General features: G+C 59.3%; 22 protein-coding genes and 6 tRNA genes. 26 read left to right on the forward strand and 2 right to left on the reverse strand.

Annotated elements, in window-relative coordinates:
* Positions 1–31: 31 nt before the first annotated feature.
* From AAAX75_RS03465 to proC, 15 genes are all read left to right on the forward strand, one after another.
* Entirely contained in the window at positions 32–2092 is a 2061-nt protein-coding gene (locus tag AAAX75_RS03465; RefSeq protein ID WP_349091111.1) for a hypothetical protein, read from the forward strand.
* A complete protein-coding gene (locus AAAX75_RS03470; RefSeq protein WP_349091112.1) occupies positions 2092–2568 on the forward strand; it encodes a hypothetical protein in 477 nt (158 codons plus the stop codon). Before AAAX75_RS03465 ends, AAAX75_RS03470 begins: the two co-directional genes overlap by 1 nt.
* Entirely contained in the window at positions 2565–2924 is a 360-nt protein-coding gene (locus tag AAAX75_RS03475; protein WP_346979013.1) for a DUF192 domain-containing protein, read from the forward strand. The genes AAAX75_RS03470 and AAAX75_RS03475 overlap by 4 nt, the downstream gene beginning before the upstream one ends.
* Before the next feature lie 58 nt (positions 2925–2982).
* A complete protein-coding gene (locus tag AAAX75_RS03480) occupies positions 2983–3249 on the forward strand; it encodes a hypothetical protein (RefSeq protein ID WP_117736226.1) in 267 nt (88 codons plus the stop codon).
* Positions 3249–3533, forward strand: coding sequence for a ribbon-helix-helix domain-containing protein (locus AAAX75_RS03485; protein ID WP_035137167.1), 285 nt, complete (start codon positions 3249–3251; stop codon positions 3531–3533). The genes AAAX75_RS03480 and AAAX75_RS03485 overlap by 1 nt, the downstream gene beginning before the upstream one ends.
* Before the next feature lie 123 nt (positions 3534–3656).
* Positions 3657–3729 (forward strand) — tRNA-Phe (locus AAAX75_RS03490).
* 666 nt (positions 3730–4395) lie between these two features.
* Entirely contained in the window at positions 4396–5457 is a 1062-nt protein-coding gene (locus AAAX75_RS03495; RefSeq protein WP_118256686.1) for a cellulase family glycosylhydrolase, read from the forward strand.
* Positions 5458–5463: 6 nt separating this feature from the next.
* Positions 5464–6342 carry a 16S rRNA (cytidine(1402)-2'-O)-methyltransferase gene (gene rsmI / locus AAAX75_RS03500; protein WP_138374422.1) on the forward strand — a complete coding sequence of 293 codons (879 nt, stop codon included), beginning with the start codon at positions 5464–5466 and terminating at the stop codon, positions 6340–6342.
* Between the two features lie 69 nt (positions 6343–6411).
* The gene (gene metG, locus AAAX75_RS03505) at positions 6412–8013 is read left to right on the forward strand and encodes a methionine--tRNA ligase (RefSeq protein WP_349091113.1); all 1602 of its coding nucleotides are present in this window, start codon (positions 6412–6414) and stop codon (positions 8011–8013) included.
* Positions 8014–8123: 110 nt separating this feature from the next.
* A complete protein-coding gene (gene rsmA / locus AAAX75_RS03510; RefSeq protein ID WP_349091114.1) occupies positions 8124–8984 on the forward strand; it encodes a 16S rRNA (adenine(1518)-N(6)/adenine(1519)-N(6))-dimethyltransferase RsmA in 861 nt (286 codons plus the stop codon).
* Complete coding sequence (locus AAAX75_RS03515; RefSeq protein ID WP_349091115.1) at positions 8974–9891, forward strand: TatD family hydrolase; 918 nt, start codon at positions 8974–8976, stop codon at positions 9889–9891. The genes rsmA and AAAX75_RS03515 overlap by 11 nt, the downstream gene beginning before the upstream one ends.
* Positions 9892–9934: 43 nt before the next feature.
* Positions 9935–10021 (forward strand) — tRNA-Leu (locus AAAX75_RS03520).
* A 288-nt stretch (positions 10022–10309) separates the two neighbouring features.
* Positions 10310–11248 (forward strand): SPFH domain-containing protein, encoded by a 939-nt coding sequence (locus AAAX75_RS03525; RefSeq protein ID WP_195362148.1) that lies wholly within the window; start codon positions 10310–10312, stop codon positions 11246–11248.
* Between the two features lie 6 nt (positions 11249–11254).
* Positions 11255–11725 carry a 23S rRNA (pseudouridine(1915)-N(3))-methyltransferase RlmH gene (rlmH, locus tag AAAX75_RS03530; RefSeq protein WP_271743785.1) on the forward strand — a complete coding sequence of 157 codons (471 nt, stop codon included), beginning with the start codon at positions 11255–11257 and terminating at the stop codon, positions 11723–11725.
* A gap of 73 nt (positions 11726–11798) precedes the next feature.
* Positions 11799–12569 (forward strand): pyrroline-5-carboxylate reductase, encoded by a 771-nt coding sequence (gene proC, locus AAAX75_RS03535; protein ID WP_349091116.1) that lies wholly within the window; start codon positions 11799–11801, stop codon positions 12567–12569.
* Positions 12570–12726: 157 nt separating this feature from the next.
* On the opposite strand, the gene AAAX75_RS03540 is transcribed toward proC, so the two are convergent.
* Complete coding sequence (locus AAAX75_RS03540; protein WP_006235069.1) at positions 12727–12900, reverse strand: DUF6724 family protein; 174 nt, start codon at positions 12898–12900, stop codon at positions 12727–12729.
* Positions 12901–13011: 111 nt separating this feature from the next.
* Here AAAX75_RS03540 and serS point away from each other — a divergent pair, with 111 nt between their 5' ends.
* The 7 genes from serS (at position 13012) to AAAX75_RS03575 (ending at position 19075) form a co-directional block, all read left to right on the forward strand.
* The gene (gene serS / locus AAAX75_RS03545; RefSeq protein ID WP_055285929.1) at positions 13012–14295 is read left to right on the forward strand and encodes a serine--tRNA ligase; all 1284 of its coding nucleotides are present in this window, start codon (positions 13012–13014) and stop codon (positions 14293–14295) included.
* Positions 14296–14468: 173 nt separating this feature from the next.
* Positions 14469–14846 (forward strand): hypothetical protein, encoded by a 378-nt coding sequence (locus AAAX75_RS03550; RefSeq protein ID WP_349091118.1) that lies wholly within the window; start codon positions 14469–14471, stop codon positions 14844–14846.
* 77 nt (positions 14847–14923) lie between these two features.
* A tRNA-Arg gene (locus tag AAAX75_RS03555) sits at positions 14924–15000 on the forward strand.
* A 354-nt stretch (positions 15001–15354) separates the two neighbouring features.
* Positions 15355–15431, forward strand: a tRNA-Arg gene (locus AAAX75_RS03560).
* Between the two features lie 378 nt (positions 15432–15809).
* A tRNA-Arg gene (locus tag AAAX75_RS03565) sits at positions 15810–15886 on the forward strand.
* A gap of 564 nt (positions 15887–16450) precedes the next feature.
* Positions 16451–18892, forward strand: a complete 2442-nt coding sequence (locus AAAX75_RS03570; RefSeq protein WP_349091119.1) for a hypothetical protein — start codon at positions 16451–16453, stop codon at positions 18890–18892.
* A 92-nt stretch (positions 18893–18984) separates the two neighbouring features.
* Positions 18985–19075 (forward strand) — tRNA-Ser (locus tag AAAX75_RS03575).
* Between the two features lie 323 nt (positions 19076–19398).
* Here AAAX75_RS03575 and AAAX75_RS03580 read toward each other — a convergent pair.
* Positions 19399–20739: a D-alanyl-D-alanine carboxypeptidase family protein gene (locus tag AAAX75_RS03580; protein WP_349091120.1), complete on the reverse strand. Its 1341-nt coding sequence runs from the start codon at positions 20737–20739 to the stop codon at positions 19399–19401.
* A gap of 197 nt (positions 20740–20936) precedes the next feature.
* Between AAAX75_RS03580 and AAAX75_RS03585 the strand changes: the two genes are divergently transcribed.
* From AAAX75_RS03585 to AAAX75_RS03600, 4 genes are all read left to right on the forward strand, one after another.
* Positions 20937–21632: a response regulator transcription factor gene (locus tag AAAX75_RS03585; RefSeq protein WP_055285941.1), complete on the forward strand. Its 696-nt coding sequence runs from the start codon at positions 20937–20939 to the stop codon at positions 21630–21632.
* A gap of 26 nt (positions 21633–21658) precedes the next feature.
* Positions 21659–22897 carry an ATP-binding protein gene (locus tag AAAX75_RS03590; RefSeq protein ID WP_349091121.1) on the forward strand — a complete coding sequence of 413 codons (1239 nt, stop codon included), beginning with the start codon at positions 21659–21661 and terminating at the stop codon, positions 22895–22897.
* A 103-nt stretch (positions 22898–23000) separates the two neighbouring features.
* The gene (gene pstB, locus AAAX75_RS03595; RefSeq protein WP_349091122.1) at positions 23001–23876 is read left to right on the forward strand and encodes a phosphate ABC transporter ATP-binding protein PstB; all 876 of its coding nucleotides are present in this window, start codon (positions 23001–23003) and stop codon (positions 23874–23876) included.
* Between the two features lie 64 nt (positions 23877–23940).
* On the forward strand, positions 23941–24669 hold the full coding sequence (locus tag AAAX75_RS03600; protein WP_089572665.1) for a response regulator transcription factor: 729 nt from the start codon (positions 23941–23943) through the stop codon (positions 24667–24669).

Consider the following 24669-nt stretch of genomic DNA (forward strand, 5'->3'; position numbering starts at 1 on the left):
TCCGAGCTGCCATCGCAAGCGAGGCGGCTTTATGGGTCGAGCCGGTATCGACCTGTTTATCGAAGACGGTGCCTACACCACGCTTTCCTCTGCCGTGGTCATCCTAGTGGTGCTCACGTTGCTGTTTTCGTCGACCGCGGCGATATGGAGCATGTCGCGTGCTGGGGATACCCAGGTGGCTGCCGATAGCGGCGCGCTGGCAGGCGCCAATGTGATGTCGTCCTACCATACGGCTGCGACGGTGGTGGATGCGAGCATCTTGAGTCTGGGGCTGGCGGGGTTTGCCACGATCGGGACGGGACTGGTCGCCATCCTCATCCCGGGTGCCGAGCCAGTTGCCGGCAATATGGTCGACACCGGGATTGAAATCATTAAAACGCGCAACAAGTTTGCCAAAAGCGCATCGGAAGGCTTACAGAAAATCGAGACGGCTCTGCCGTATCTGATCGCCGCGCGTGCCACGCAGGCGGTGTCGGCGCAGGATACCGATAGTGTGACCTATACCGGTACGGCGCTTGCCGTGCCCAGGACATCCGAGTCGGACTTCGCTGCGCTCAAAGGGTCAGAGATCTCAACCGATACCATTAAAGACACTTCAGATGATTTAGAGCGTGCGGCCGAGGAACTGCGGAAGGCTTCTGAGGACACGGCGAAGGCTAAAGAGCGCGCTTGGCTGGCGGATTGTGGCGGGTCGGACAAGGGCTCGGTCAGCAGCTGTTCTTGCATGTGGGAGCGTGCGAAAAGCCTAGCGGATCTCTCTGGTGCTCAAAATCCACATTACGCTTCGAGCGTTACGTGGGAGCCGCAAGTGGCGCTCGATCGCGCGAAGGCCTACTATCGCCAGCGCCTGGCAAATGAGAAGCCGCTTGGCGAAGGTCCGGAAAAACAGGCAGATTCTGCTGCACGAAAGGTGTTCTTCGCGTATGCGAGCGAAGAAGTCGAGCGGGCATATATAACTGAAAAGGACGGCAAAGTTTCCGCCCGCATCCCTTTCCTTCCGCGAAATCCAGATGAGGCGCGGACGACTGAACTCTATACCAATGCACGTTGGCCCACGAGTGAAGTAGATAAAGTTACCTATTTGCATTATGGGACTGACTGTCCAAATTACAAAAAAGGAAAGCCGGGTGGGCTGGCATCCGTCGCAGATTTTGACGGTCACGAAACGTGTAGCGAATGCCATTTCGGTGTGTCGTCTTTAGGGTACGTTGCGATTGCAACGACTTCTGTCGAAAGGGGCTTCGAGTACCACTTCGATAAGTTCAAAGAGGCTCTGGAAGACTACGTCGAATGCCGCAACAAAGAACTCGAACTTGAGCGTCAGACCGAGGATGAGGCCGACCGTGCGGGCAATGCGTTTGACCAGGCCATTAAAGCGCTTTCCGGCGAGCGCCCGCGTATCGCCCCACCTGGCCGCAACGGCGTGGTCGCCTTTGCAGTTTCGGGCGACATTACCAGCCCCGATCAACTTAACTCCTCGTTTAACGCGGCAGTCAGGCTTGGCGATCGCGGTGCTATCTCTGCCGCGGTGCTGGCGCCCGATGAGGCGACGGCGCAAAACAACGTGCTTTCGCGATTTTTCTCGACATTGAAGGAACGCTCGGGCGGCGTTGCCGGCGTGCTCGACGGCGTCATGGATGTTTGGGGACGGCTACTCGTGGGATACGGTGATATCCAAGGCTCAGCCGACGAACTTATGGACGAGATGATTAAAGGCCTAGGAGGGGGCAGCGGCGCGTTGGGCTCCATCGCATCGTGGCTCGGCGATACCGTTTCGGCGTCCGTGGCGGCGCTGGGTTTGGAACCGTGCGACTTGCGCCTGCGAAAGCCGGTGCTGACCGATTCCGCCAATATCATTAAGAGTCCGGGGTCTGACATTGCGGGTCTCTCTCAAGCGCAAGACAAACTGCGAAGTATTCCGTTGGGCGTGACCGATCCCAAGGCGCTTTGCGAGGCGTTGGAATATCAAGTCGAACGCACCATTAGCGGTACGGTGTTCACACTTGCGGAGATTCCTCTGCCCGGCGGCGGCTCCATCCCGCTCACCGTCGATGTCGCCACGCTGGTTGGCGCTCTGGGCGGTGGGTCGTAATGAGTATCCGCATGCGTCTGCGCGAGGAGCGCGCCCAAGCGACGGTGGAGATGGCAGTGGTTACGCCCGTTTTGCTGGTGCTGGCACTCATCGTGTACAACGTCATGATCTTTGCCAGCGCTGTCGCGCGCTTCGACCGCGTGGTGCCCGACATCGTGCTAGCGCATGCCGTGGCGTCGGAGGGGGAGGGCGACGAAAGCTCTGGCGATGCCTCGGCGACGGTTCAGACTCAAATTCTGAATGCCATGGAAGGCTATGACTTACAGATCGAAGTGTCGAGCGAGCAAGGCGCGAAGGCATCGGATGGTGGCCTGCTCTCCCTATCCGGTACGTTTAGGACCTACACCTGCACAATGCACTATGAGCCGTGGCCGACTTCTCTCAGCATCGCTGGCGTTCCGCTGGGGGCGCCGACAACGTTGTCGCACGAGCGTGCGGTGACGGTCGATCCATGGCGTCCGGGGGTGGTCATGTGACCGCGGTCTCGTCCTACATCGCCTACGCGCGGGCACTCAATAGGCTGGGTTGGACGCCGGCCGAGTTTGTGGCGGCGGAGTCGTTTGTCGTGCGCCTGCGCGGCATGCTGGGACGGCGTCCGGTTGCCGCCAACGGCCTGCCGCTCGTCATGGCGTTTCCACGCTGCTCTTCGGTCCATACGTGTTTTATGGCCTATCCCATCGACATCGCCTTTATCGATGCACGCGGCTACGTTCTCGTATGCTACGAAAACGTACGTCCATGGCGTATGTGCTCCTGCCCCGGCGCCTGGGCCGTACTAGAGCGTCCTTCAATCATTGTTTCGACCCCTGCTCTCCAACGCGTGCCGGCTTAAGAATTGGCGACAGTGGACTTTCGTCATACGAAATTGGGTAAGATGGAGGAGAAGATGCATGGATGTTGAGATCCATCCCAACGCTAAAAAGCACCTGACGGAAAAGCAGGTGCTTAGCGCTTGGCTTGCGGTTACTGAGTGCATTCGTCGCGAGTCGAAGGACGAGCCGCCGAGATGGCTTGCGATTGGATGGCTCCCAGACGGACGAAGCGTGGAGCTTGTCGCGGTCGAGCTTGTCCGTGGGTGGCTTATCATTCATGCCTTGTCTCCAGTCCAGAAGAAATTTTGGCAGGAGATTGAACAGGCTCGGCAAAGGGGTCGATGATGGGCAAGACGTATACGGCCGCTAATGGTCAGGTTGTAACGGATGAAATGATTGACGCGTGGTGCGAGTCGTACGAGCGCGGAGAGTTTCCGGATGGCGAACACACCGTTGGTGGGATCGTGCATGGACGGCCCCCGCTCTCAGGTGAGGGGACGGCAACGCTGTCGGTCAAGATTCCTCTGGGAATGAAGGAGGCCATTCGTCGACGGGCGGCTGCCGAGGGGATGACGCCAAGTGAGTTTGCCCGTGCGGCTCTGAGTGAAAAACTTCTTGCTGCCGGCTGATGCCTCTGACGTGCCGATTTATAGAACCGAGGCTGTGCTCAAAAACTTTTTTAAAATTCTCGGTTGACCGGAACGCGTCCTTGGTTATACTAATCAAGCCTTGAAACAAGGCACACCTCAAATGGCTGGGTAGCTCAGTTGGTAGAGCAGAGGACTGAAAATCCTCGTGTCAGGGGTTCGATTCCCTTCCCCGCCACCTTGAATTGACTAGGACCTCTGCAAAGGGGTCCTTTTCTTTTATACAGCCCCCACATGGAATCGAACCCCGTGAGGGCGCGGAGCTGAGTAAACGCGTGAGCGTTTGCCAGCGCAGCTCGCAAGGCGCGAAGCGCCGCAGCGGTCCGCACGCGCGGAGCGCGGGCGCGATTCCCTTCCCCGCCACCTTGAATTGACTAGGACCTCTGCAAAGGGGTCCTTTTCTTTTATCGAGGGCTCTGCGGAAACTGCGTCCCGGAATTTGGCTTCAGAGTGGGATGCGTTTTCCGCTTTGAGGCCGCTTGGGAAAGCGCGACCCGGAATCCGGCGTCAGAATGGGATGTGCTTTCCTTTTGCGGTCTTTGGCGGAAACTGCGTCCCAGATCCCGCGCTCAGAACGGGATGCATTTTCCGGTTGAGGCCTCGAACGGAAAATGCATCCCAGTCTTTTGCGAAAAACGGGATGCGCTTTCCGGTCGCCTACCTCCGGCGCATATGTACATCTCGGCGCGCCATCTCGGGCCCGCCCGCCCAGACATTCCTCCCGCTTTTGCGCCACTTTACAGACCGTTCGGTCGTCTGTCCGCACGCGCGGGTATACTCAAAACGATACTTTTCCTATGCAATACAATGCAGGCTCGGCCTGCACGATCCGAAGGGAGCAGTGATGGAGAGGATACTCGGCGTTAATCTCTCTGGCTGGTTTATTCCCGAGCCTTGGGTGACCCCGTCGCTGTACGCGGCGACCGGTGCATCCAACGCAGCCGAGCTGCAGGAGGCCATGGGCACCGCCGCCTATAACGAGCGCATGCGCCGTCATTACGAGACGTTTGTGAGCGAGGACGATTTCCGCCGCATGGCGCAGATTGGCCTCAATGCCGTGCGTCTGCCGGTACCCTGGTATGCCTTTGGCTCGCAGGAGTCCGATGCGTCCTACATCTCGGTTGTCGACTACATCGACCGTGCAATTGAGTGGGCTGCCAAGTACGACATCCGCGTGCTGCTCGATCTGGCAACTGTGCCCGGTGGCCAGGGCGATTCCAACGATTCGCCCGCCACGCCAGAGGCTGTTGCCGAGTGGCATTCGTCCACCAACGGCCGTCATGTCGCGCTCGACGTGCTCGAGCGCCTGGCCGATCGCTACGGCGAGGCCGAGAGCCTGCTGGGCATTGAGCTGCTGGACACGCCGCAGATGAGCGTCCGTAAGAGCCTCTTCACCATGACGGATGGCATTCCGGCTCACTACCTGCGCAATTTCTATCGCGATGCCTACGAGCTCGTCCGTTCGTATATGCCCGAGGATAAGATCGTCGTCTTCTCGTCTTCGGGGCATCCCAGCGAGTGGAAGCATTTTATGCGCGGCGCTAAGTACAAGAACGTCTACATGGACCTTCACCTGTACCATTACCGCGACGAGCATGCGCTCGACATCACGAGCCCCCGCGGGCTGACGACGGCGATTTCGCGTAACAAGCGCGAGCTTAAAGAAGCGATTTCGACTGGGTTCCCCGTGCTGGTGGGCGAATGGTCGGGCGCGGCGATCTTTGCCAACTCGTCGGTTACGCCCGAGGGCCGCAATGCCTACGAGCGCGTGTTTATCGCCAATCAGCTGGCTTCGTTTGCGCCGGCTGCCGGTTGGTTCTTCCAAACGTGGAAGACCGAGAAGCGCATTGCAGCATGGGACGCCCGCGCGGCGCTCGGTACGCTCGAGCGCGGCATGATTGAATAGGTTGATATGACGCAAAACAGCGCCCATACGGGCAAACTCTATGTGGTCGGCACGCCCATCGGCAACTTGGGCGACCTGTCCCCGCGCGTTGGCGAGGCTTTTGCCGCCGCCGATGCCATTTGCTGCGAAGACACGCGTGTGACGTCAAAGCTGCTGATGCACCTGGGCATTTCCAAGCCGCTTGTCCGTTGCGACGAGAATGTGATCGCCAGCCGCGCCGCCGGCCTAGTCGACCGTCTGCTGGCGGGGGAGACCCTCGCCTTTGCCTCGGACGCCGGCATGCCGAGCGTGTCCGATCCCGGCCAGGCGCTGGTCGAGGCGGCGCGTGAGGCCGATGTGCCCGTCGAAGTTATTCCCGGGCCCTCTGCTTGCGTCACGGCGCTTGTTTCGTCCGGCATTCCCTGCGAGCATTTTTTCTTCGAGGGCTTTTTGGGCCGAAAGCACGGTGACCGTGTGCGCCGTTTGCAGCGCCTTGCCGTGGTGCCCGGCGCACTCATCTTCTACGAGTCTCCACATCGCATCGTGGCGACGCTTGAGGCCGTGGCGGAGGTCTTTCCCCAACGTGAGGTTGCCGTCTGCCGCGAACTCACCAAGCTGCACGAGGAGGTCTTGCGCGGGCCCGCCGCCCAGCTCGCCGAGGAGCTGCGTGCTCGCGGCGAGGTAAAGGGCGAGATTGCGCTGGTCATCGCGCCGCCGAGCGAGGACGAGGAGGCTGGTATCGTGCCGGTTGGCGCCGCGGCAGCGGATCCCGACGAGGCCCTGCGCGAGGATATCCGCGCCGCGCTCGAGGAGGGGGAGCCCGCGTCTGCGGTGGCCAAGCGCCTGTCTCAGAAGTATTCGCGCCGCAAGCGCGATGTCTATGCCATGGTGCTCGATATGCAATAGATGGAGGATATCCAGCCCTTGCGCTAGAATCATCCCCTGTATGCAACGTTTTTCTGGAGGACAAACCCCATGGATCAAAGCAAGCCTTCGTTCTTTATCACGACGCCCATCTACTACGTCAACGCCGATCCGCACCTGGGCACGGCTTATTCCACCATCATCGCCGACGTTCAGGCTCGCTATCGCCGCTCCGCTGGCTATAACGTCAAGTTCCTGACCGGCATGGACGAGCACGGCGAGAAGGTCGCCGAGGCCGCAGCCAAGCACAACATGACGCCGCAGGAGTGGACCGACAGCCAGGCCCCGCACTTCAAGGAGCTTTGGAGCAAGCTCGAGATTTCCAACGACGACTTCATCCGCACCACCGAGCCGCGCCAGCATCATGCTGTGCAGTACCTGTGGGAGCGCATGAAGGAGTCCGGCTACCTGTATAAGGGCAGCTACGACGGTTGGTATTGCGTGCCTGACGAGACCTACTTCACTGATACGCAGGTCCAGAAGGGCGACGAGGAGTACGGCAGCGTCGGCCAGCACCTGTGCCCCGACTGCCACCGTCCGCTTGAGCGCGTGCAGGAGGAGTCCTACTTCTTTAAGCTTTCCGCCTTCCAGGACAAGCTGCTCAAGCTCTATGACGAGCACCCCGACTTTGTCGAGCCTGCGTTCCGTATGAATGAGGTACGCAGCTTTGTCGAGGGCGGCCTTAATGACCTTTCCGTGAGCCGTACGAGCTTTGACTGGGGCATCCAGGTCCCGTTTGACGAGGGTCACGTGACCTACGTGTGGTTCGATGCGCTGCTCAACTATATGACGGCCGTCGGCTACGGTGTCGACACCGATGAGGCGCGTGCCGAGCTGGCCTATCGCTGGCCCGCGCAGTTCCACATCGTGGGTAAGGACATCATCCGCTTCCACTGCGTCATTTGGCCCGCCATGCTCATGGCCATTGGCGAGGCCCTGCCCGAGCACGTCTTTGCCCACGGCTTCCTGACCGTGCGCAATGCCGAGACTGGCAAGGCCGAGAAGATGTCCAAGAGCCGCGGCAACGCCATCGCTCCGCAGGACGTTATCGACATGCTGGGCGTCGAGGGCTATCGCTACTACTTCATGACCGACGTCGTTCCCGGTACCGACGGCGCCATCAGCTTCGATCGCATGGAGCAGGTCTACAACGCCGACCTGGCCAACAGCTGGGGCAATCTGATTTCGCGTTCGCTCAACATGAGCGCAAAGTACTTTGACGGCTGCGCCCCGGCTAAACCGGCGTCTGCCGACGCGTTCGACAACCCGCTGGCAAAGATTGCCGATGGTCTGGTCGAGCGCTACATGACCAAGATGGACGTGCTCGATTACGGTGGAGCTAAGGACGAGGTAATGGAGCTCATCCACGCCGCCAACCACTACATCGAGGACTCCGAGCCCTGGGCGCTTGCCAAGGACGAGGCCAAGGCTGACGAACTGGCATTTGTGATCTACAACCTGCTCGAGGCCATCCGCATTGCTGCTCACCTGCTGATGCCGCTCATGCCCCAGACTTCTGTCGAGGCTCTGCGCCGTCTGTCCTGTGAGGGCGAGGCCGCGAGCGACGACCTCAAGGGCATTTGCACTTGGGGCCTGCTTGCCGGCGGTCAGCCCGTCGAGAAGGGCGATCCGCTGTTCCCGCGTCTGGCGTAGAGACCGCGCGAGCGCCATATCGGCAATTTGCTGTTTGGATGTAAGGGCATGGCCGCAACGGTCCATGCCCTTTCGTTTCAAGACGCCGCCATCATGCTAAGGAGGCAACCATGACAACTTCGCCTTTGGCAAACCCCACGGCAACTAGGGAGCTGCTGGAGGAGTTTGGCCTTGCGACCAAGCATCGCCTGGGCCAGAACTTTCTAATCGACAATCATGTGATCGAGCGTATCTGCGAGCTTGCCGAGCTTGCAGGTGACGAGCGCGTACTCGAGGTGGGTCCGGGTTGCGGTACGTTGACACTTGCGTTGCTGCAGGAAGCGGCGTGCGTTACGTCCATTGAGGCCGATCCTGAGCTCGAACCGGTGCTCGACGCCCACGCCGCCGACTATGCCAACTTCCGCTTTATCATGGGCGACGCGCTTAAGGTGGGCCCGGAGCAGATTGAGCAGGCCGCCGGTGGTGAACCCACGGTGTTTGTCGCGAACTTGCCCTATAACGTGGCGGCGACAATCATCCTGCAGTTCTTCCAGACGATGCCCGCGCTCAAGCGCGCCGTCGTCATGGTGCAAAAGGAGGTTGCCGATCGTATTGCCGCAACGCCGGGCAACAAGACCTATGGCGGCTACACGACAAAGCTCGGCCTGTATGCGCAGGTTACGGGTCGCTTTGAGGTGCCGCCGCGTTGCTTTATGCCGGCGCCGCACGTGGACTCGGCCGTCGTGCGTATCGACCGTGTTGACGGCGTGGTGCCCGAAGGACTCGACCGCGAGTTTGTGGCCCGCGTGATTGATGCTGCATTTGCTCAGCGTCGCAAGACCATTCGCAACTCCATGAGCGCCAACGGCTTTGCCAAGGACGTGCTCGATGCCGCTTTTGAGGTTTGCGGTATCGCACCCACCACGCGTGCCGAGACGCTTGATGTTGCCGACTTTGTCCGCCTGGCCCAGGAGCTAATCCATGATGCCTAATGCCGCACGCGTGACGTTTACCAAGAAAAAGAAGACGGTTGCCTGCCCCGTGCCCTTGGCACCGCTTGCCGACACGCATGCGCATCTGCTTTCGTTTTGGGGCAAAGAAGTGCCCGAGACGCTCGTGCGCGCCAAAGCCGCGGGCGTCGACCTGTTGGTGACGATGTTCGATCCCATCGCTGACAAACGCAGCGTGGCGGACTATAGCGACTGGCTGGTGCGCGAAATTCTGCCGATGCGGGATATTCCGCAGATCAAGTATCTTGCCGGCGTGCATCCGTATGGCGCGCCGGACTATACCGACGACGTTCACGCACAGGTCGTTTCCGCACTCGATGACCCCTTATGCGCCGGTATCGGCGAGATCGGTCTGGACTACCACATGGATTACGACGACGATATCGCGCCGGCGCCCCATAGCGTGCAGATTGACTGCATGGCACGTCAGCTCGAAGTTGCCGTGCGCCGCAATGTGCCGGTGGAGCTGCACCTGCGGCACGAGGATTCGGACGGGGAGCGCAACTCGCACGTTGATGCGTACAACGTACTGCGCGAGGTGGGTGTGCCCCAGGCCGGTTGTGTGCTGCACTGCTTTGGCGAGGACTGCGCCACGATGGAGCGCTTTGTGGAGCTGGGCTGCTATATCGCCTATGGTGGTGCAGCCACCTTTAAGCGCAACGACGATGTGCGCGAGGCATTTGCGGCAACCCCACTCGATCGAATTATGTTCGAGACGGATTGCCCGTATATGGCTCCGGAGCCCATCCGCGGTCTTGAATGCGAGCCCGCAATGATCTCCATTACGGCAAACGCGCTGGTTAACGACCGTGTCGATCGCACTGGTGAGGATGCCGAAACAATCGCGCAAGCCGCTTGGGAAAATGCTCGCAAACTTTTTCAAAAATAGTTCTTGCGTTCGTGGTGGCGCTCCGTTATTCTAATTCCTGCACGCGGGCGTGGCGGAATTGGCAGACGCGTACGGTTCAGGTCCGTATGGGGGCAACCCCATGAAGGTTCAAGTCCTTTCGCCCGCACCATTAAATGGAAGAGCTCCCAGCAATGGGAGCTTTTTTGTTATGGGCCCATCGCAGGGACTTGAACCTGCGAAGGAGCGAGCGTAAAGAAAACGCGGAGCGTTTTTAGCGAGCTGGCGAGGACGCCGGCAGGCGGCCGAAGCCGGTGCGGATCCGCGAAGCGGATACGCGGACGTCCTTTCGCCCGCACCATTACATGAAAGAGCTCCCAGCGATGGGGGCTTTTTTGTTATGCACGATCTCCTTGGACGGGTATCCTAATGCCAACGTGTGCCTATCAGAGGAGAGACCATGCTGTTTTCCGGTATCATCGCCGCCCTTACCAGCCTTTTGATTCCCATCATCATCCTGTTGCTGTTGCTTCCCAGCGCCTGCTATGTCGTTGAACAGCAGCATGCTGTGATCATCGAGCGCCTGGGCAAGTTCAACCGCATCGTCAACGCGGGCTTCCACATGAAGGTGCCCGTGATCGACCGCAAGGCTGCCACGGTGAGTCTGCGCACCATGAAAAACGGTTTTGGCATCGACGTTAAGACCCAGGACAACGTGACCATCGGCCTTGAGGTCTCTGCTCAGTACCACGTGAGCTATGACATGGGCGCCGGCCCGGCAGATTCGGGTATCTACAAGAGCTACTACATGCTGCAGGAGCCCGTCGACCAGATGCGCGATTTTATCACCGACGCCCTGCGCTCTTCGATTCCCGTCTACACACTCGATGAGGTCTTTGCCAAGAAGGATGACATCGCCAAGGATGTCAACGCTACCGTTTCCGAGCAGATGGCCGCCTACGGCTTCACCCTCGTGTCGACGCTCATCACCAAGATCGCACTGCCGACCGAGGTCGAGAACTCCATGAACGACATCAACGCCGCCCAGCGCAAGCGCGCTGCGGCACAGGAGCTCGCCGAGGCAGACCGCATCAAGCGCGTCACCGAGGCGACCGCCGAGGCCGAGGCTATGGAAAAGGCGGGCGAGGGCATCGCCAACCAGCGCAAGGCCATCGCGCTGGGTATCAAAGATTCGCTCGAGATCATCCAGGAGACGGGTGTCGGCAATGACGAGGCCAACCAACTGTTCATGTTTACGCAGTGGTCCGAGATGATGACGGAGTTTGCTCGCACGGGTAAAACCTCGACGGTCGTGCTGCCGAGCGACTTCTCGCAGTCGGCCTCAATGTTCGAACAGATGCTGACCGCCGGCAAAGTTCAAAACGATTCGAAGGAGTAGACGCGCGTGAAATACACCGTCGTTTGCGTCGGTAAGCTCAAGGAGCGCTTTTGGAAGGACGCGTGCGCTGAGTACACCAAGCGCCTAGGTGCCTATGCCAAGGTCGATATCCGCGAGGTGGCCGATATCGACCCGGCCAAGGCGGGCGGTGTGGATGCCGCACGTGACAAGGAGGGGGCGGCGATTCTTGCTGCCCTGCCGTCTCGAGCGCATGTGATCCTGCTGGCTATCGAGGGCAAGGAGCGTTCGAGTGAGGAGTTCTCGGCGCGGCTTGACGATCTTATGCTGCGAGGCAACAGCGACATCGCCTTTGTGATTGGCGGATCGGACGGCGTGAGTGATGAGGTGCGCGCCCGCGCCGACGAGATGCTCAGCTTTGGACGCATTACCTTGCCGCATAACCTGGCACGCGTGGTGTTGCTGGAGCAGATCTACCGTGCCTGCAAGATCAGTCGTGGCGAGCCGTATCACAAATAGGTCGGCAATACGAAACAATGGCGTGGGACAATACCTTTCGTTTTGAGGAATGTGTCTGAAAGGACTATGAGATATGAAGATTGGATTTGTCGGTTTTGGCAATATGGCGAGCGCTATGGCCGATGGCTGGATCGCTGCCGGTGTAGCTGCGAGCGACATGTGCGCCTGCGCGGGTCGCTACGACGCACTGGTTGAGCGCTGCGAGGCGCGCGGCATGGCCGCCTGCCACGATGCCGCCGAGGTTGTCGCCGCATCCGATATCGTGGTCGCTGCGGTCAAACCGTATATGATCGAGAAGATATTCGCCCCGCTCAAGGATGCTCTTGCCAAAAAGGTCGTTCTGTCGGTTGCCTGGACCTGGGACAGTGCCAAGTGGGAGCAGGTCCTGCCGGGCGTCGCGCATATCTCGACGGTGCCCAACACGCCGGTTTCGGTGGGCGAGGGCGTCATCGCTTGCGAGAAGGCTTCCACGCTTAGTGATGAGCAGAGCGCAGTGGTGCTTGATCTGCTTGGCAAGCTCGGTGCGGTGGTCGAGCTCGATACGAGCCTGCTGTTCGTGGGCGGCACGGTGGGTGGTTGCGCTCCGGCATTTGTCGCTATGGCAATCGAGGCCCTGGGCGATGCGGCGGTCAAGCACGGTATCCCGCGTGCCGATGCCTATCGCATTGTGAGCCAGATGGTGCTAGGTACGGCAAAGTTGCAGCTTTCAACTGGTCAGCATCCTGCGGCGATGAAGGATGCCGTATGCTCGCCCGGTGGTGCCACCATCAAGGGCGTCGTTGCACTCGAGGACGCCGGCATGCGCAGCGCCCTGGTCAAGGCAATTGACGCAACTCTCCAGTAAAACCTGCCATTTAGGGACAGGTTTATTTTGGCAGGTTTTTCCTGCGGTTTTGTCGTATGTGCGAAAAGCGCCCCGCAACCGGATCGTTACCGGTTGCGGGGTGCTTGCGTTTGCCCAGATAAAACCGACCAAAATAAACCTGTCCCTTTTTGGCAGGTTAGTCCCAGAAGCTGTCTTCCTCATCCTCGGACTTGGGTCCGCGGTCGACGTACATCTTATGGGTACGCTTCTCCATTACAAAGGCAAGAATCGCAAATAACAGGATGCCGCCGGCGAAAAGGATGGCAAAACCGGTGCGGGTGCCAAACAAAAAGGAAAAAACTGCGTCCATTGGGTGCCTTCTTGCGTAGTTGAGTTGGGTCGTAAACGCTCATAAGTATATACTTGCCCATACATGTACAAGGTTGCAACCTAAATGGAATGTATATCGCCGGAGGATCTAATGCTTGATATCAAGTTTGTTCGCGAGAACCCCGATGCCATCGATGTCGCCATGGCTAACCGCCAGACGTCTTGGGATCGCGAGAAGTTCTTTGAGCTCGACGACGAGCGCCGTGCCGTCATCACCGAGGTCGAGGAGCTCCAGGCCACGCGTAATGCCGAGTCCAAGAAGATCGGCGCCCTGATGAAGGAGGGCAAGAAGGACGAGGCCGAGGCCGCCAAGGAGGCCGTGCGCGCCGTCAACGAGAAGATTGACGGTCTGGCCGAGCGCCGCACTGCCCTCGAGCAGGAGCAGTACGACTTCATGGCTCACCTGCCCAACATTCCCTGCGAGGCCACGCCGTACGGCAAGGACGAGGACGAGAACATCGAGCGTCGTCGTTGGGGCACCCCGCGCGAGTTCGACTTCGACTTTAAGCCGCACTGGGATCTGGGCACCGACCTCGACATCCTCGACTTCGAGCGCGGCAACAAGCTCTCCGGCAGCCGTTTCACCGTTCTCGGTGGCGCCGGTGCCCGCCTGGAGCGTGCCCTCATCAACTTCTTCCTCGATACGCACACCAGCCGTGGTTTTAAGGAGTGGTGGCCGCCCATCGTCGTCAAGCGTCAGACCATGTTCGGTACGGGCCAGCTGCCCAAGTTCGAGGATGACGCCTATCACGTCTCGGGCGACAACTTCCTGATCCCTACCGCCGAGGTCGTGCTCACCAACCTGCACGCCGGCGAGGTCCTCGACGCCGACACCCTGCCGCGCCGCTACACCGCCTTCACCCCCTGCTTCCGCGAGGAGGCCGGTTCCGCCGGTCGCGACACCCGCGGCATCATCCGCCAGCACGAGTTCGACAAGGTCGAGATGGTCAAGTTCGCTAAGCCGGAGGAGTCCGACGAGGAGCTCGAGAGCATGACCGCCGAGGCCGAGTACCTGCTGCAGCAGCTGGGCCTTCCGTATCGCGTGATTAGCCTGTGCACCGGCGACTTGGGCTTCTCTGCCCGTCAGACCTACGACATCGAGGTCTGGCTGCCGAGCTACAACGCCTACAAGGAGATCAGCTCCTGCTCCAACTGCGGTGACTTCCAGGCTCGCCGCGCCAACATCAAGTATCGCGACCCCGAGAACTTCAAGGGTTCGCGCTACCTGCACACTCTCAACGGTTCCGGCCTGCCGGCCGGCCGCACCATGGCCGCCATTCTGGAGAACTACCAGAACGCCGACGGCACCATCACGATTCCCGAGGTTCTGCGTCCTTACATGGGCGGCCTCGAGAAGATTGAGCCGGTCGCGTAACTTGGCTGCATAGGGGGTATGCAAGGGCGCTCCTTCGGGGGCGCCCTATTTCGTACGCAGGTCCATACCATGCCGTGCGGACAGCTCAATAGAAAACACACGAACAACTGTTCTGTATACAGCCATCTACCTGCTATGCTTTTGCTAAATAAGAGCGAGAGAAAGGGGACGCGATGGAGCTGTTTGATGATCGGGTGGTTTTGTTTGAGAGCGACGAGGGCGGGGAGTACCTGCTTGTAACGTGTGAGCCGTCTGGCATGGGCGGCCTGGTGGTTCGGCAGACGAGTGAGGGTCCGTTGACACAATGGTGCTTTGAGGAGTCGCCGCATGTGGTCGAGACCTTTGTGACGCACGAGGGACTTGTGGCGCTGGAGCACTTCTATGGAGTTGGGACTTCCAACCAGGTCGCGCGCATGCTGAGCATCTCGGTTGCCGATTATGATTGTGCCCAGCGGGTGAGATCGCTCCTGAGGGAACTTGATGCCAAGTTCGACGTGATCGAAAAGCCAATCGATCGTACGGGGCACAGCGGTATATGCGGAGCAGCATGACAAAACTGCGTTCCACAAAAAAGTTTGAGATTGTGCTTGACTCCAATAAGCTAAAGTGGTTTTATATGTCTTGCGCTGCGGCGTTACCTCAGCTGGATAGAGGGTCTGACTACGAATCAGAACGTCATAGGTTCGAATCCTATACGCCGCACCATTTGAGATTAAAGCTCCCGGCAACGGGGGCTTTTCTTTTACGTAAACACTGCATGGATTCGAACCTCGGTCGAGGCGCGGGCGTAAAGAAAACGCGGAGCGTTTTTAGCCCGCGGGCGAGTCCGCCGGCAGGCGGGCGAAGCCGGTGCGGATCCGCGCAGCGGATGCGCGGAATCCTATACGCCGCACCAATTGAAATTGAAAGCCTCCGGCAACGGGGGCTTTTCTTTTTCGGAAACCATGCATTGATACGAACCTCGGTTGAGGCGCGAGCGTCTTAATCATCACTTCGTAAAATTTTTCCAAATTGTCGCTTGACCCATCGAGGGGTCACGTGCATAATAATCCGTGCGTTGCGGCGTTACCTCAGCTGGATAGAGGGTCTGACTACGAATCAGAACGTCATAGGTTCGAATCCTATACGCCGCACCAATTGAGTTTTAAGCCTCCGGAAACGGGGGCTTTTCCTTTACGGGGGCATTGCGGAGATTCGAACCTCGTTCGAGGCGCGAGCGTCAAGAAAACGCGGAGCGTTTTTAGCGAGCGGGCGAGTCCGCCGGCAGGCGGGCGAAGCCGGTGCGGATCCGCGCAGCGGATGCGCGGAATCCTATACGCCGCACCAACTGAACTTTAAAGCCTCCGGTAACGGAGGCTTTTCTTATATGTCGATATACTTGAGAAGTTGCTTTTGCCGTGTTTGAAAGTATCGAGTCGATTGACTGCGTCAAATGAGTAAAAATCAAATTTGATAACTTTTTTCGAAAAATGCTTGACATTTATTCAGTCGATGTGCATAATAATCAACAAGTCGCGGCGTTACCTCAGCTGGATAGAGGGTCTGACTACGAATCAGAACGTCATAGGTTCGAATCCTATACGCCGCACCATTTGAGATTAAAGCTCCCGGCAACGGGGGCTTTTCTTTTACGTAAGCACTGCATGGATTCGAACCTCGGTCGAGGCGCGGGCGTAAAGAAAACGCGGAGCGTTTTTAGCCCGCGGGCGAGCGCGCCGGCAGGCGGGCGAAGCCGGTGCGGATCCGCGCAGCGGATGCGCGGAATCCTATACGCCGCACCATTTGAGATTAAAGCTCCCGGCAACGGGGGCTTTTCTTTTACGTAAACACTGCATGGATTCGAACCTCGGTCGAGGCGCGGGCGTGAAGAAAACGCGGAGCGTTTTAGCCCGCGGGCGAGCGCGCCGGCAGGCGGGCGAAGCCGGTGCGGATCCGCGCAGCGGATGCGCGGAATCCTATACGCCGCACCAATTGAACTTGAAGCCTCCGGCAACGGGGGCTTTTCTTTTATGCCGCCGCTGCATGGATTCGAACCTCGGTCGAGACGCAGGCGTAAAGCGGACTATTTCCTGTCGACTCGTGTAAGATTTCGAGTAGGTGTCGCGGCCCATCCGTGACCACTCCTTCTTCAAGCGACCGATCAGGGTGATACTTCGTGGCAGAGCGTCCGACATACAAGCTCAGGTTTCTCGATCCCAAGAAGCGCTTTCCGGCGATGCCCGAGCAGCCTGCGGGGCGCTCATATGGCGTGGTCTGGAAACTCTTTGGCGAGGACCAGCATGAATCTTGTTATGTCGTCGAATTCGTTGGCAAAAGCCATGTGTCGCTTTTGGGCTACGTAAGCGTTTCGGGTGAGGTGTACAAGGTGGACCGCCCCGTTAGCGAGGCTCCGCTGCCCAACGATCCCGACATGGAGCTGGTCCTTGACGAGTCGGATTCCAGTATTGGTGAGATTATGGTAAGGGAAGCCAACGGTGCAATGCGTACGTGTGCGCAAACTGCCGGCTCTCCCGAAGGCCCCATGCGCGAGCAGTCCGACCACGAGACATGGAATTCGACCCGCGCCCTTCCTTACGGCGAGTTCATGGCCTCAATGTTCTTGCGCTACGTGATATTTGCCAACTCCGAAAGCGCTATTGCGAACACGGCGGGCGTCGACGGTCTCGATGCGGACATGCAAAACGTTGTCGACAAAATAAAGCTCGTAAAGTTGCCCGAGCCGGTCGAGGTGTTTTTGGGCTTTAACACGGCACCGCTACCTGACGCTATCGAGACGCTGCTCTACCGTGTCGACCATGCCGAGAATCCGAGCGGTATCGAGCGTTATGCGGCCGCCCTTATGAGCGAGGTCGACTTGCCCCGACTGCGCACCATCGCCGCCAAGTCCGAGATGAGCCTGGCTCGCATCGATCGCTCAAAGCTTTTCTATCTCAATTTTGATCGTAGCCTGCTGGACCAGGACGAGATTGACATGCTGCTTGCCATCGAGTGCCGTCTCAACCGCCTCTCTGGCATCCTCGAGCGCATCGGGGCCGGATTGGCCCCTGCGGCATCCTCGCCGAGCCTTGAGGGCTGCGCGCTCTTTGATGCGTGGCATATCGCCAAGACGACCAACGATGTTCCCCGACTGCTCGATACGGCCTCGAGCGATAACCCGTGGGGCAAACCGGGTACGGTGGCTTGCCAGCCGGGCGGTGAGTGGGATGTGCGTACCCGCTTCGCGCGTATTGTCGAGGCGCTTAACGTGGTCACACGGCTCGACTATACCTATCGGGCAAACGTTGCCGAGGGGATTATGCTCGTTCGGTTTGGGCGGTCTGTCGTTGATGCCATGCCGCAACGTGAATACGACGCTCAGGATGACGCCTGGCGCGAGCTGGACGAGGACATGCGCGCGATCTGGGCCGCGGAGCACGATGCGCGCGTGGCACTTACGCTTGCGGCAGCGTGTTTTGCCGCGGGCACCTGCATCACGCGCTGCTATGTGCAGATTGCTGCTCCCGACAGTGAGCAGGGCGAGCGCGTTGTCGCAACGTATTTCTTTGGGCGCGCGGCCTATCTGGCCGATTGCGTGCCTGTCGCCAAGGATCTTGAGAGCATGGACATGGACGATATGCCGTGCAAGCGTGTGCTTGAGGCGTATGAGTCAACCGCTCCGGAGACGATTGAGCCTGCGGAGGTTCATGCTCGTCCGCGTGATGACCATCGCACACTGCCGCCGGCGCTGCGCGATCTGCTGCTTGCCGATACGGCTGACGAGTTGGAGGTCATGGAAGAGGACGACGACCCATACGTGGCCCGCGTTGTTGAATTGCGCGAGCAGGCAAAAGTCGACCGTACAGGTGCCTTTGAAGGCTTTTCCCGTCTTGTCGAGGAGTTGGAGGCTAAGTGCGCCGTCGCCGAGCTTTTGGCGACAGGTCCGGTTCAAACGCAGTTTTGCGATAACCAGCTGGTACGCATGGTGCTACCGGTGTTGGAAGAAGACCGCTCTGTGCGAATCCTTCATGCGCCCGATGCGCTGTACTTTGCCCAGCACGAGATCTGCAGCTTTTACGCCGAGCAAGAGGACTTTGAACGAGCACTGCCCGAGGTGCGCCATCTTTACGATCTGGCACGCTCGTCCATGCAATCGCACTTTGCGCTCATCAACGTGCTTGCGCGTCTGGAGCGCTTTGACGAGATTATCGAGGTGGCGCGCCACGGCCTACGTATTGCCAGCGATCGTTCTGCAATCGGCTACCTGTTCTATCGCTTGGCGTTTGCCTATTGGAATTGCGATCAGCTCGACCTGGCGCTGGCTTGTTACCGTCTGGTGCCGCGCGGCGAGGAGTCGGGCAGTAGCGCGCTGGAAGAAATGCAGGGCCTTATGAATGAGATGGGCGTCAGCGAGCCTCCGACGTTCGAGGAGGCGGTCGAGACCATCCGCAAGGCTGGACTCGAGCTGCCGCCAGTGTCCGCCGTGACGAATCAGCTGGCAGATGCCGCTGTGCAACTGGTCGACAACGGCTTCTTTTTCCTGGCACGCGGTTGCATCTTCCAAATGTGGCGCACCATGGGCAACGACGAGCTCGGCTCCCTCAACCGCTCGCTGGGGTAGGCGAAGCCTCCAAGGAGGAAAGGATGCTAGGCAATTAGAAAATTTCCTCTTGCCCATCCTTGGCTGTTTGGTTACTATAGAACGGCTGTTACGGAGAGCTGACCGAGAGGCCGAAGGTGCTCGCCTGCTAAGCGAGTATGCCCCAAAAGGGCATCTGGGGTTCGAATCCCCAGCTCTCCGCCAGTACGAATTTGAAGAAGGGTCCCATTTGGGGCCCTTTTTTGTGCGGAGAAAGGAGGCTGGGGATTCGAACCCGAGAGGGCACGGGCGTTAAGCAAACGCGAAAGCGTTTGTAGCCCGTGGGCGAAAAGCCGCCAGGCTTTGAAGCCGGAGGGCATGCGTAGCATGTCCGGACATCCCCAGCTCTCCGCCAGTTTAACTTTAAAGAAGGGTCCCATCGGGGGCCCTTTTTTATTATCGAGAAAGGGCGCTGGGGATTCGAACCCTCAAAAAAAGGAGGCATCCTTTCGGACACCTCCTTTCAGCGAGTGTATTGTTCTTCGATCTTACATCTCGGGCGCCTTGGCTACGGTCTCGCTCTCGGCTGTGAGCGGGCGGTTGTCGATGCGGCGGCCCAAGCGATCGAGCTTCACGAGCAGCCATTCAATGGGATTCGGCCCTGCACCTTCCTCGTCGGCAACTAGGTCCATGACGGCGATCTTGGTGCCGTCCTGCTTGAGCGTAACGCTGCCCACCTTGTCGCCCACATGCACCGTGCCCGAAAGATCGTCGTAGCTAACCTTTTCGGTCACCTCGCCGGCAAGGGAAAACACGGTCGCTTGCGCCGTGGGGTCGGCGAGCGTGGCGTCGATCGTCTTGTCCGTCCAATCTGTCTGGCCAATGCGCGCCATAAGCGGGTTGCCGTTGGCGGTCTTTTCCTGCGTGTTGGCGATCGCGACCGTCACCTTGTGACCGTAGTACCAATTGGCAAGGGTTGCGGTATCGGTAAAGCGCTGGTCGGTGGTGGTGGAGTTCAAAACGACGGTGTAGATCTCGTCGCCATCGCGGTTGTAGGCACTCGTAAAGCAATAGCCCGCGTCGTCGGTGGTGCCGGTCTTGCCGCCGATGTTGCCATCTTGGCCCAGCAAATAGTTATGCGTGTCCATGGAATGCGAATGGTCGGTGCCGTCGGCGCCCGTGACCTCGATCCAGGAATCTTCGCTCGCTACGACCTCGCGGATCGTGTCGTTTTTCATGGCCTCCTGCATCATCAGCGCCACGTCATGTGCGGTTGAGTGCATTTCGCCAGCCCACTCATCAAAGTCCAGACCATGCGGGTTTTCAAAAAGCGTACCGGTACAGCCGAGCTTCTTAGCGCGCTCGTTCATGGCCTTCACAAAGGTGGCCTCGGCGTCTTTGGTCTTAGGGTCGATCTTCTTGCCCACATATTCGGCGAGCACGATGGCGGCGTCGTTGCCCGAGGGAATCATCAGGCCGCGCAGCGCCTGCTCCACGGTAAGCTTGTCGCCTTCGAGCAAGCCGGCGGTCGAATTGCCCACGGTGGCTGCGGCGTTGCTCACCGTGACCTTCTCGTCCATCTTGCAATTCTCGACGGTTAGGATTGCGGTCATGACCTTGGTGATCGAGGCAATTTTGACCTGCTCATCGGCGTCGCGGGCATAGTAGACGGTGCCGTCTTTGCCCATGACGAGGGCATTGGTCGCATCGATATCGGGCAGGTTTTCGGCCGTGATGCCGCGCGCATCGGCGGTTTTGCCGCAAACATTGTCGGTCGTGAGCACTTGGGCGCCGGCGACGGTGGGCGCGCCAGCGGCAAGGGCGATAGCGCAGACAAAGCTGGCGGCAAGCTGGGCTGGGCGCTTTGCAAAAGAGGTGAGGGACTTCACGGATTTCGCTTTCGACGGGATGGTCTCTTCTGGAACTAGAGTATATCGTTTGCCGGCGTCGGCAATCATCGCGTGCGTGCGTGGCCCACATCCGCGCCCGAACGGGCACAAGGGTGCTTAAGGCCGACTTAATCACCCGCGCTTGTTGTGTGTGGCGTGCGTCGCCTCGGGCATAATGGAGCGCGAGAGGAGCACGCATGAACGAGCGCATACTGGTAGTTGATGACGAGAAGGCCATTGCCGACTTGGTTGGTATCTACCTTACAAAAGAGGGCTTTGATGTCCAGATTGCCTATAGCGGGGCCGATGCTGCCAAGGCAATCTTGGAGCAGGAGTTCGATCTGGCGCTGCTGGATGTCATGCTGCCCGATATCGATGGGTTTGAGCTGCTGCGTACGATCCGTTCCAGCCATACCTATCCCGTGATCATGCTGACGGCGCGCGATGCCCAGCAAGACAAGATCGAGGGCCTTTCGCTTGGCGCGGACGATTACGTGGTTAAGCCGTTCCGTCCGCTGGAGCTCATCGCGCGCGTGCACGCTCAGCTTCGCCGCTACACCAGCTACGGTAGCCGTGCACAGGCGGCCGAGTCGCCGACCATTCAGCTCGACGGCTTGGAGATCAACCGCGATGCTCGTTCCGTAACGGTGGACGGTTCACCGGTACGCCTCACACCCACCGAGTATTCAATCTTGCTGTATCTGGTCGAGCATCGCGGCAGCGTGGTGGCCGTGGAGGACCTGTTCCGCGCGGTATGGAACGAGGACTTTATGCCCGGCTCCAACAATACGGTGATGGTGCACATTCGCCATTTGCGCGAAAAAATCGGCGACGACGCACAAAAGCCACGCTTTATCAAAAACGTCTGGGGCGTCGGCTACATCATCGAATAACGCTTTTCGCTTGTGAGGATCTTGATATGACAAAAGACGATAGGCAAGCGTTCGAGGTGCCCGATCGGCTCTTTGAATACGTGAGGTCGGTCGTCGACAACCGCGCGCTTGCAACGGTGCTGCTCTTTTTGCTGAGCCTGCTGCTGATTGGCATCGACAACATCGTCGGAATCTTGGCGGCGCTGCTTGTCGGCTTTTTGCTGATCGATCGATTTGAGATCGTGTGCCGCTGCGTGGTGATTGGCGGCGCCGCGTGGGCCATGACGTTGGCGATTGGCGCCATGGCGCTCGGCGGCATCGAAGGGCCGGTGCTGTTTGATGCCGGCTTTGTATTCAACATGCTTGGCTTTGTGCTGGCGCTTGCCGTGTGCGTGCTGTTCTTGTGCGGCCGCGCCCTGTACTACCAGGGCTACGAGCAGGGCGAGCAGCATGCCGATTGTGTGCTGGCTGTTCGTATTCAAGATCGCCTGATCGATCACCCCGACACCTGGGACAACATCGACGGCGACTTCTTGGAGGTCGAGGGCGCCCTTAATCGCGTGCGTGACCGTGAGCGCAAGGTGCAGCAAGCTCTGCGTGACGAGTCGCATCGCAAGGACGATCTGGTCACGTACTTGGCACATGACCTACGCACCCCGCTTGCCAGTGTGGTGGGCTATCTTTCGCTGCTGCAAGAGGCTCCTGAGCTGCCGGTTGAGCAACGTGCGCACTTTACGGGCGTGGCTCTCGACAAGGCGCACCGGCTCGATGCGCTCATCGAAGAGTTCTTCGATATCACACGCTTTGACTTCCACGATATCGTGCTCACGCGCGGCTATGTTGATCTGGGGTTGCTGCTGGCTCAGGTGGCTGACGAGTTCTATCCCATCCTCAACGAGCAGCATAAGGAAGCCCAAGTTGATATTCGCGAGGACCTGACGGTGCTCGTGGATGGCGACAAGATGGCTCGCGTGTTCAACAACATCATGAAAAACGCCGTCGCCTATAGCTATGAGGGCTCGACTATCACGATTGAGGCCGGGCGCCAAGACGATGGCGGCGTGCGCGTGCGCTTTATCAATCAGGGCGATCCTATCCCTGCGGCTAAGCTCAAGGTGATCTTTGAGAAGTTCTATCGCCTGGATGCGGCGCGTGCGACCAATCGCGGCGGCGCTGGACTGGGGCTTGCCATCGCCAAGGAGATCATCGCGGCACACGGCGGTACCGTTGCATGTGAATCGACGCCCGAACACACGATATTCACCATCGAGCTGCCCGCCGCATAGCCAGCGTGCCCTTACAAACACTTGACAATGTGCTCACGTGCGTATGAGCCGCGATTTCTACTATCGATACTGCTGAATTGATATCGATGTGGAGGTATGCGGTATGACGGCTGCTGCGGCTGTGGAGCCCACGGAGCTTGAAGAACTCATGAAAGCGCAGGCCGAGGCCGCGCACGAGCGCGAGGTTGGGGATGCGACTCGCCCCACGGCAGAGGATCTTGCCGCCTCGCCGACGCGCATCGACGTCGAGGGCCTCGACCTGTTCTATGGCGACCATCATGCGCTCAAGGACGTGAATATCAAGATTCGCGACAAGCAGATCACCTCGTTTATCGGGCCTTCGGGCTGCGGAAAGTCCACGTTGCTGCGCTGCTTTAACCGCATGAACGACGGCATCAAGGATTGCCGCATCGAGGGCAAGATTGCACTCGACGGCCAGAATATCCTGGGCGATTACGACATCTGCCGTTTGCGCCAGCGCGTGGGCATGGTGTTTCAGCGCCCCAACCCGTTTCCCATGAGCATCTACGACAACGTCGCGTATGGTCCGCGCGGCATGGGCGTGCGCGATCGCGCTGTGCTGGATGAGCTGGTCGAGGACTCCCTGCGTCGCGCTGCCCTGTGGGACGAGGTCAAGGACAAGCTCAAGGAGTCGGGCCTGGGTCTTTCGGGTGGACAGCAGCAGCGCCTGTGCATCGCCCGCGCGCTGGCCGTGCAGCCCGACATTCTGCTGATGGACGAGCCGACCTCGGCGCTCGACCCCGTGTCGACGCTCGTGGTGGAGCAGCTGGCCTGCGAGCTCAAAGAGGCCTGTACGCTCGTGGTCGTTACGCACAATATGCAGCAGGCGGCGCGTATCTCCGACTCGGTCGCGTTTTTCTTGCTGGGCGAGTTGGTGGAGCACGCGCCCACCGCGCAACTCTTCAAGAATCCGACCGATCCGCGCACGGCGGATTATTTGACGGGACGTTTTGGCTGATACCATCTAGTACAGGCACCTTTAGGGTTAAGATGCGGTCATGCCGGCCGCAAAGGGGTTCAACATGATCTATTACGTCGAGGACGATGACAACATCAGGGATTTGACGGTCTATGCGCTGCGCAAGCAGGGGATCGAGGCCGAAGGCTTTTCGTGCGACGGTGAGTTTAAGGCTGCCGTGGCGCGACGGGTACCCGATGCCGTCCTGCTCGACATCATGCTGCCCGATACCGATGGCTTGGCGATTATGCGTCGCCTGCGTGCCGATCGCCTGACGGCGACGGTGCCCATCATGATGCTTACCGCCAAGGATACCGAGCTCGACAAGGTGATGGCGCTCGATGGCGGTGCCGACGATTACCTGACTAAACCCTTCTCGCTCATGGAGCTTGCGAGCCGCTGCCGCGCACTGCTGCGTCGCGGCGGCATGGTCAAGCAGGCGAGCGATGTGCTCAGCGTGGGCGACATCGTGCTCTCGCCCAGTCATCGCGAGGTGACCGTTGCCGGCGAGCCGCTTAAGCTCACCCTGCGCGAGTTCGACCTTCTCGAGTACCTCATGCGCAAGCCCGGCGTGGTCTTTACCCGCGAGTCGTTGCTGCAGAGCGTGTGGGGTTGGGACTTCGACGGCGGTTCGCGCACCGTTGACGTGCACGTGCAGACGCTTCGCCAAAAACTGGGCGAGCATGCCAGCGCCATCGAGACCGTGCGCGGCGTGGGCTACCGCTTGGCCGAGCCTTCTGCCGGTGATGGTGCCGAAGGTGACGACACCGCGGCCACCGCATCGGAGGAGTAA

It is taken from the genome of Collinsella sp. CLA-ER-H7 (assembly GCF_040092345.1).
GTDB lineage: Bacteria > Actinomycetota > Coriobacteriia > Coriobacteriales > Coriobacteriaceae > Collinsella.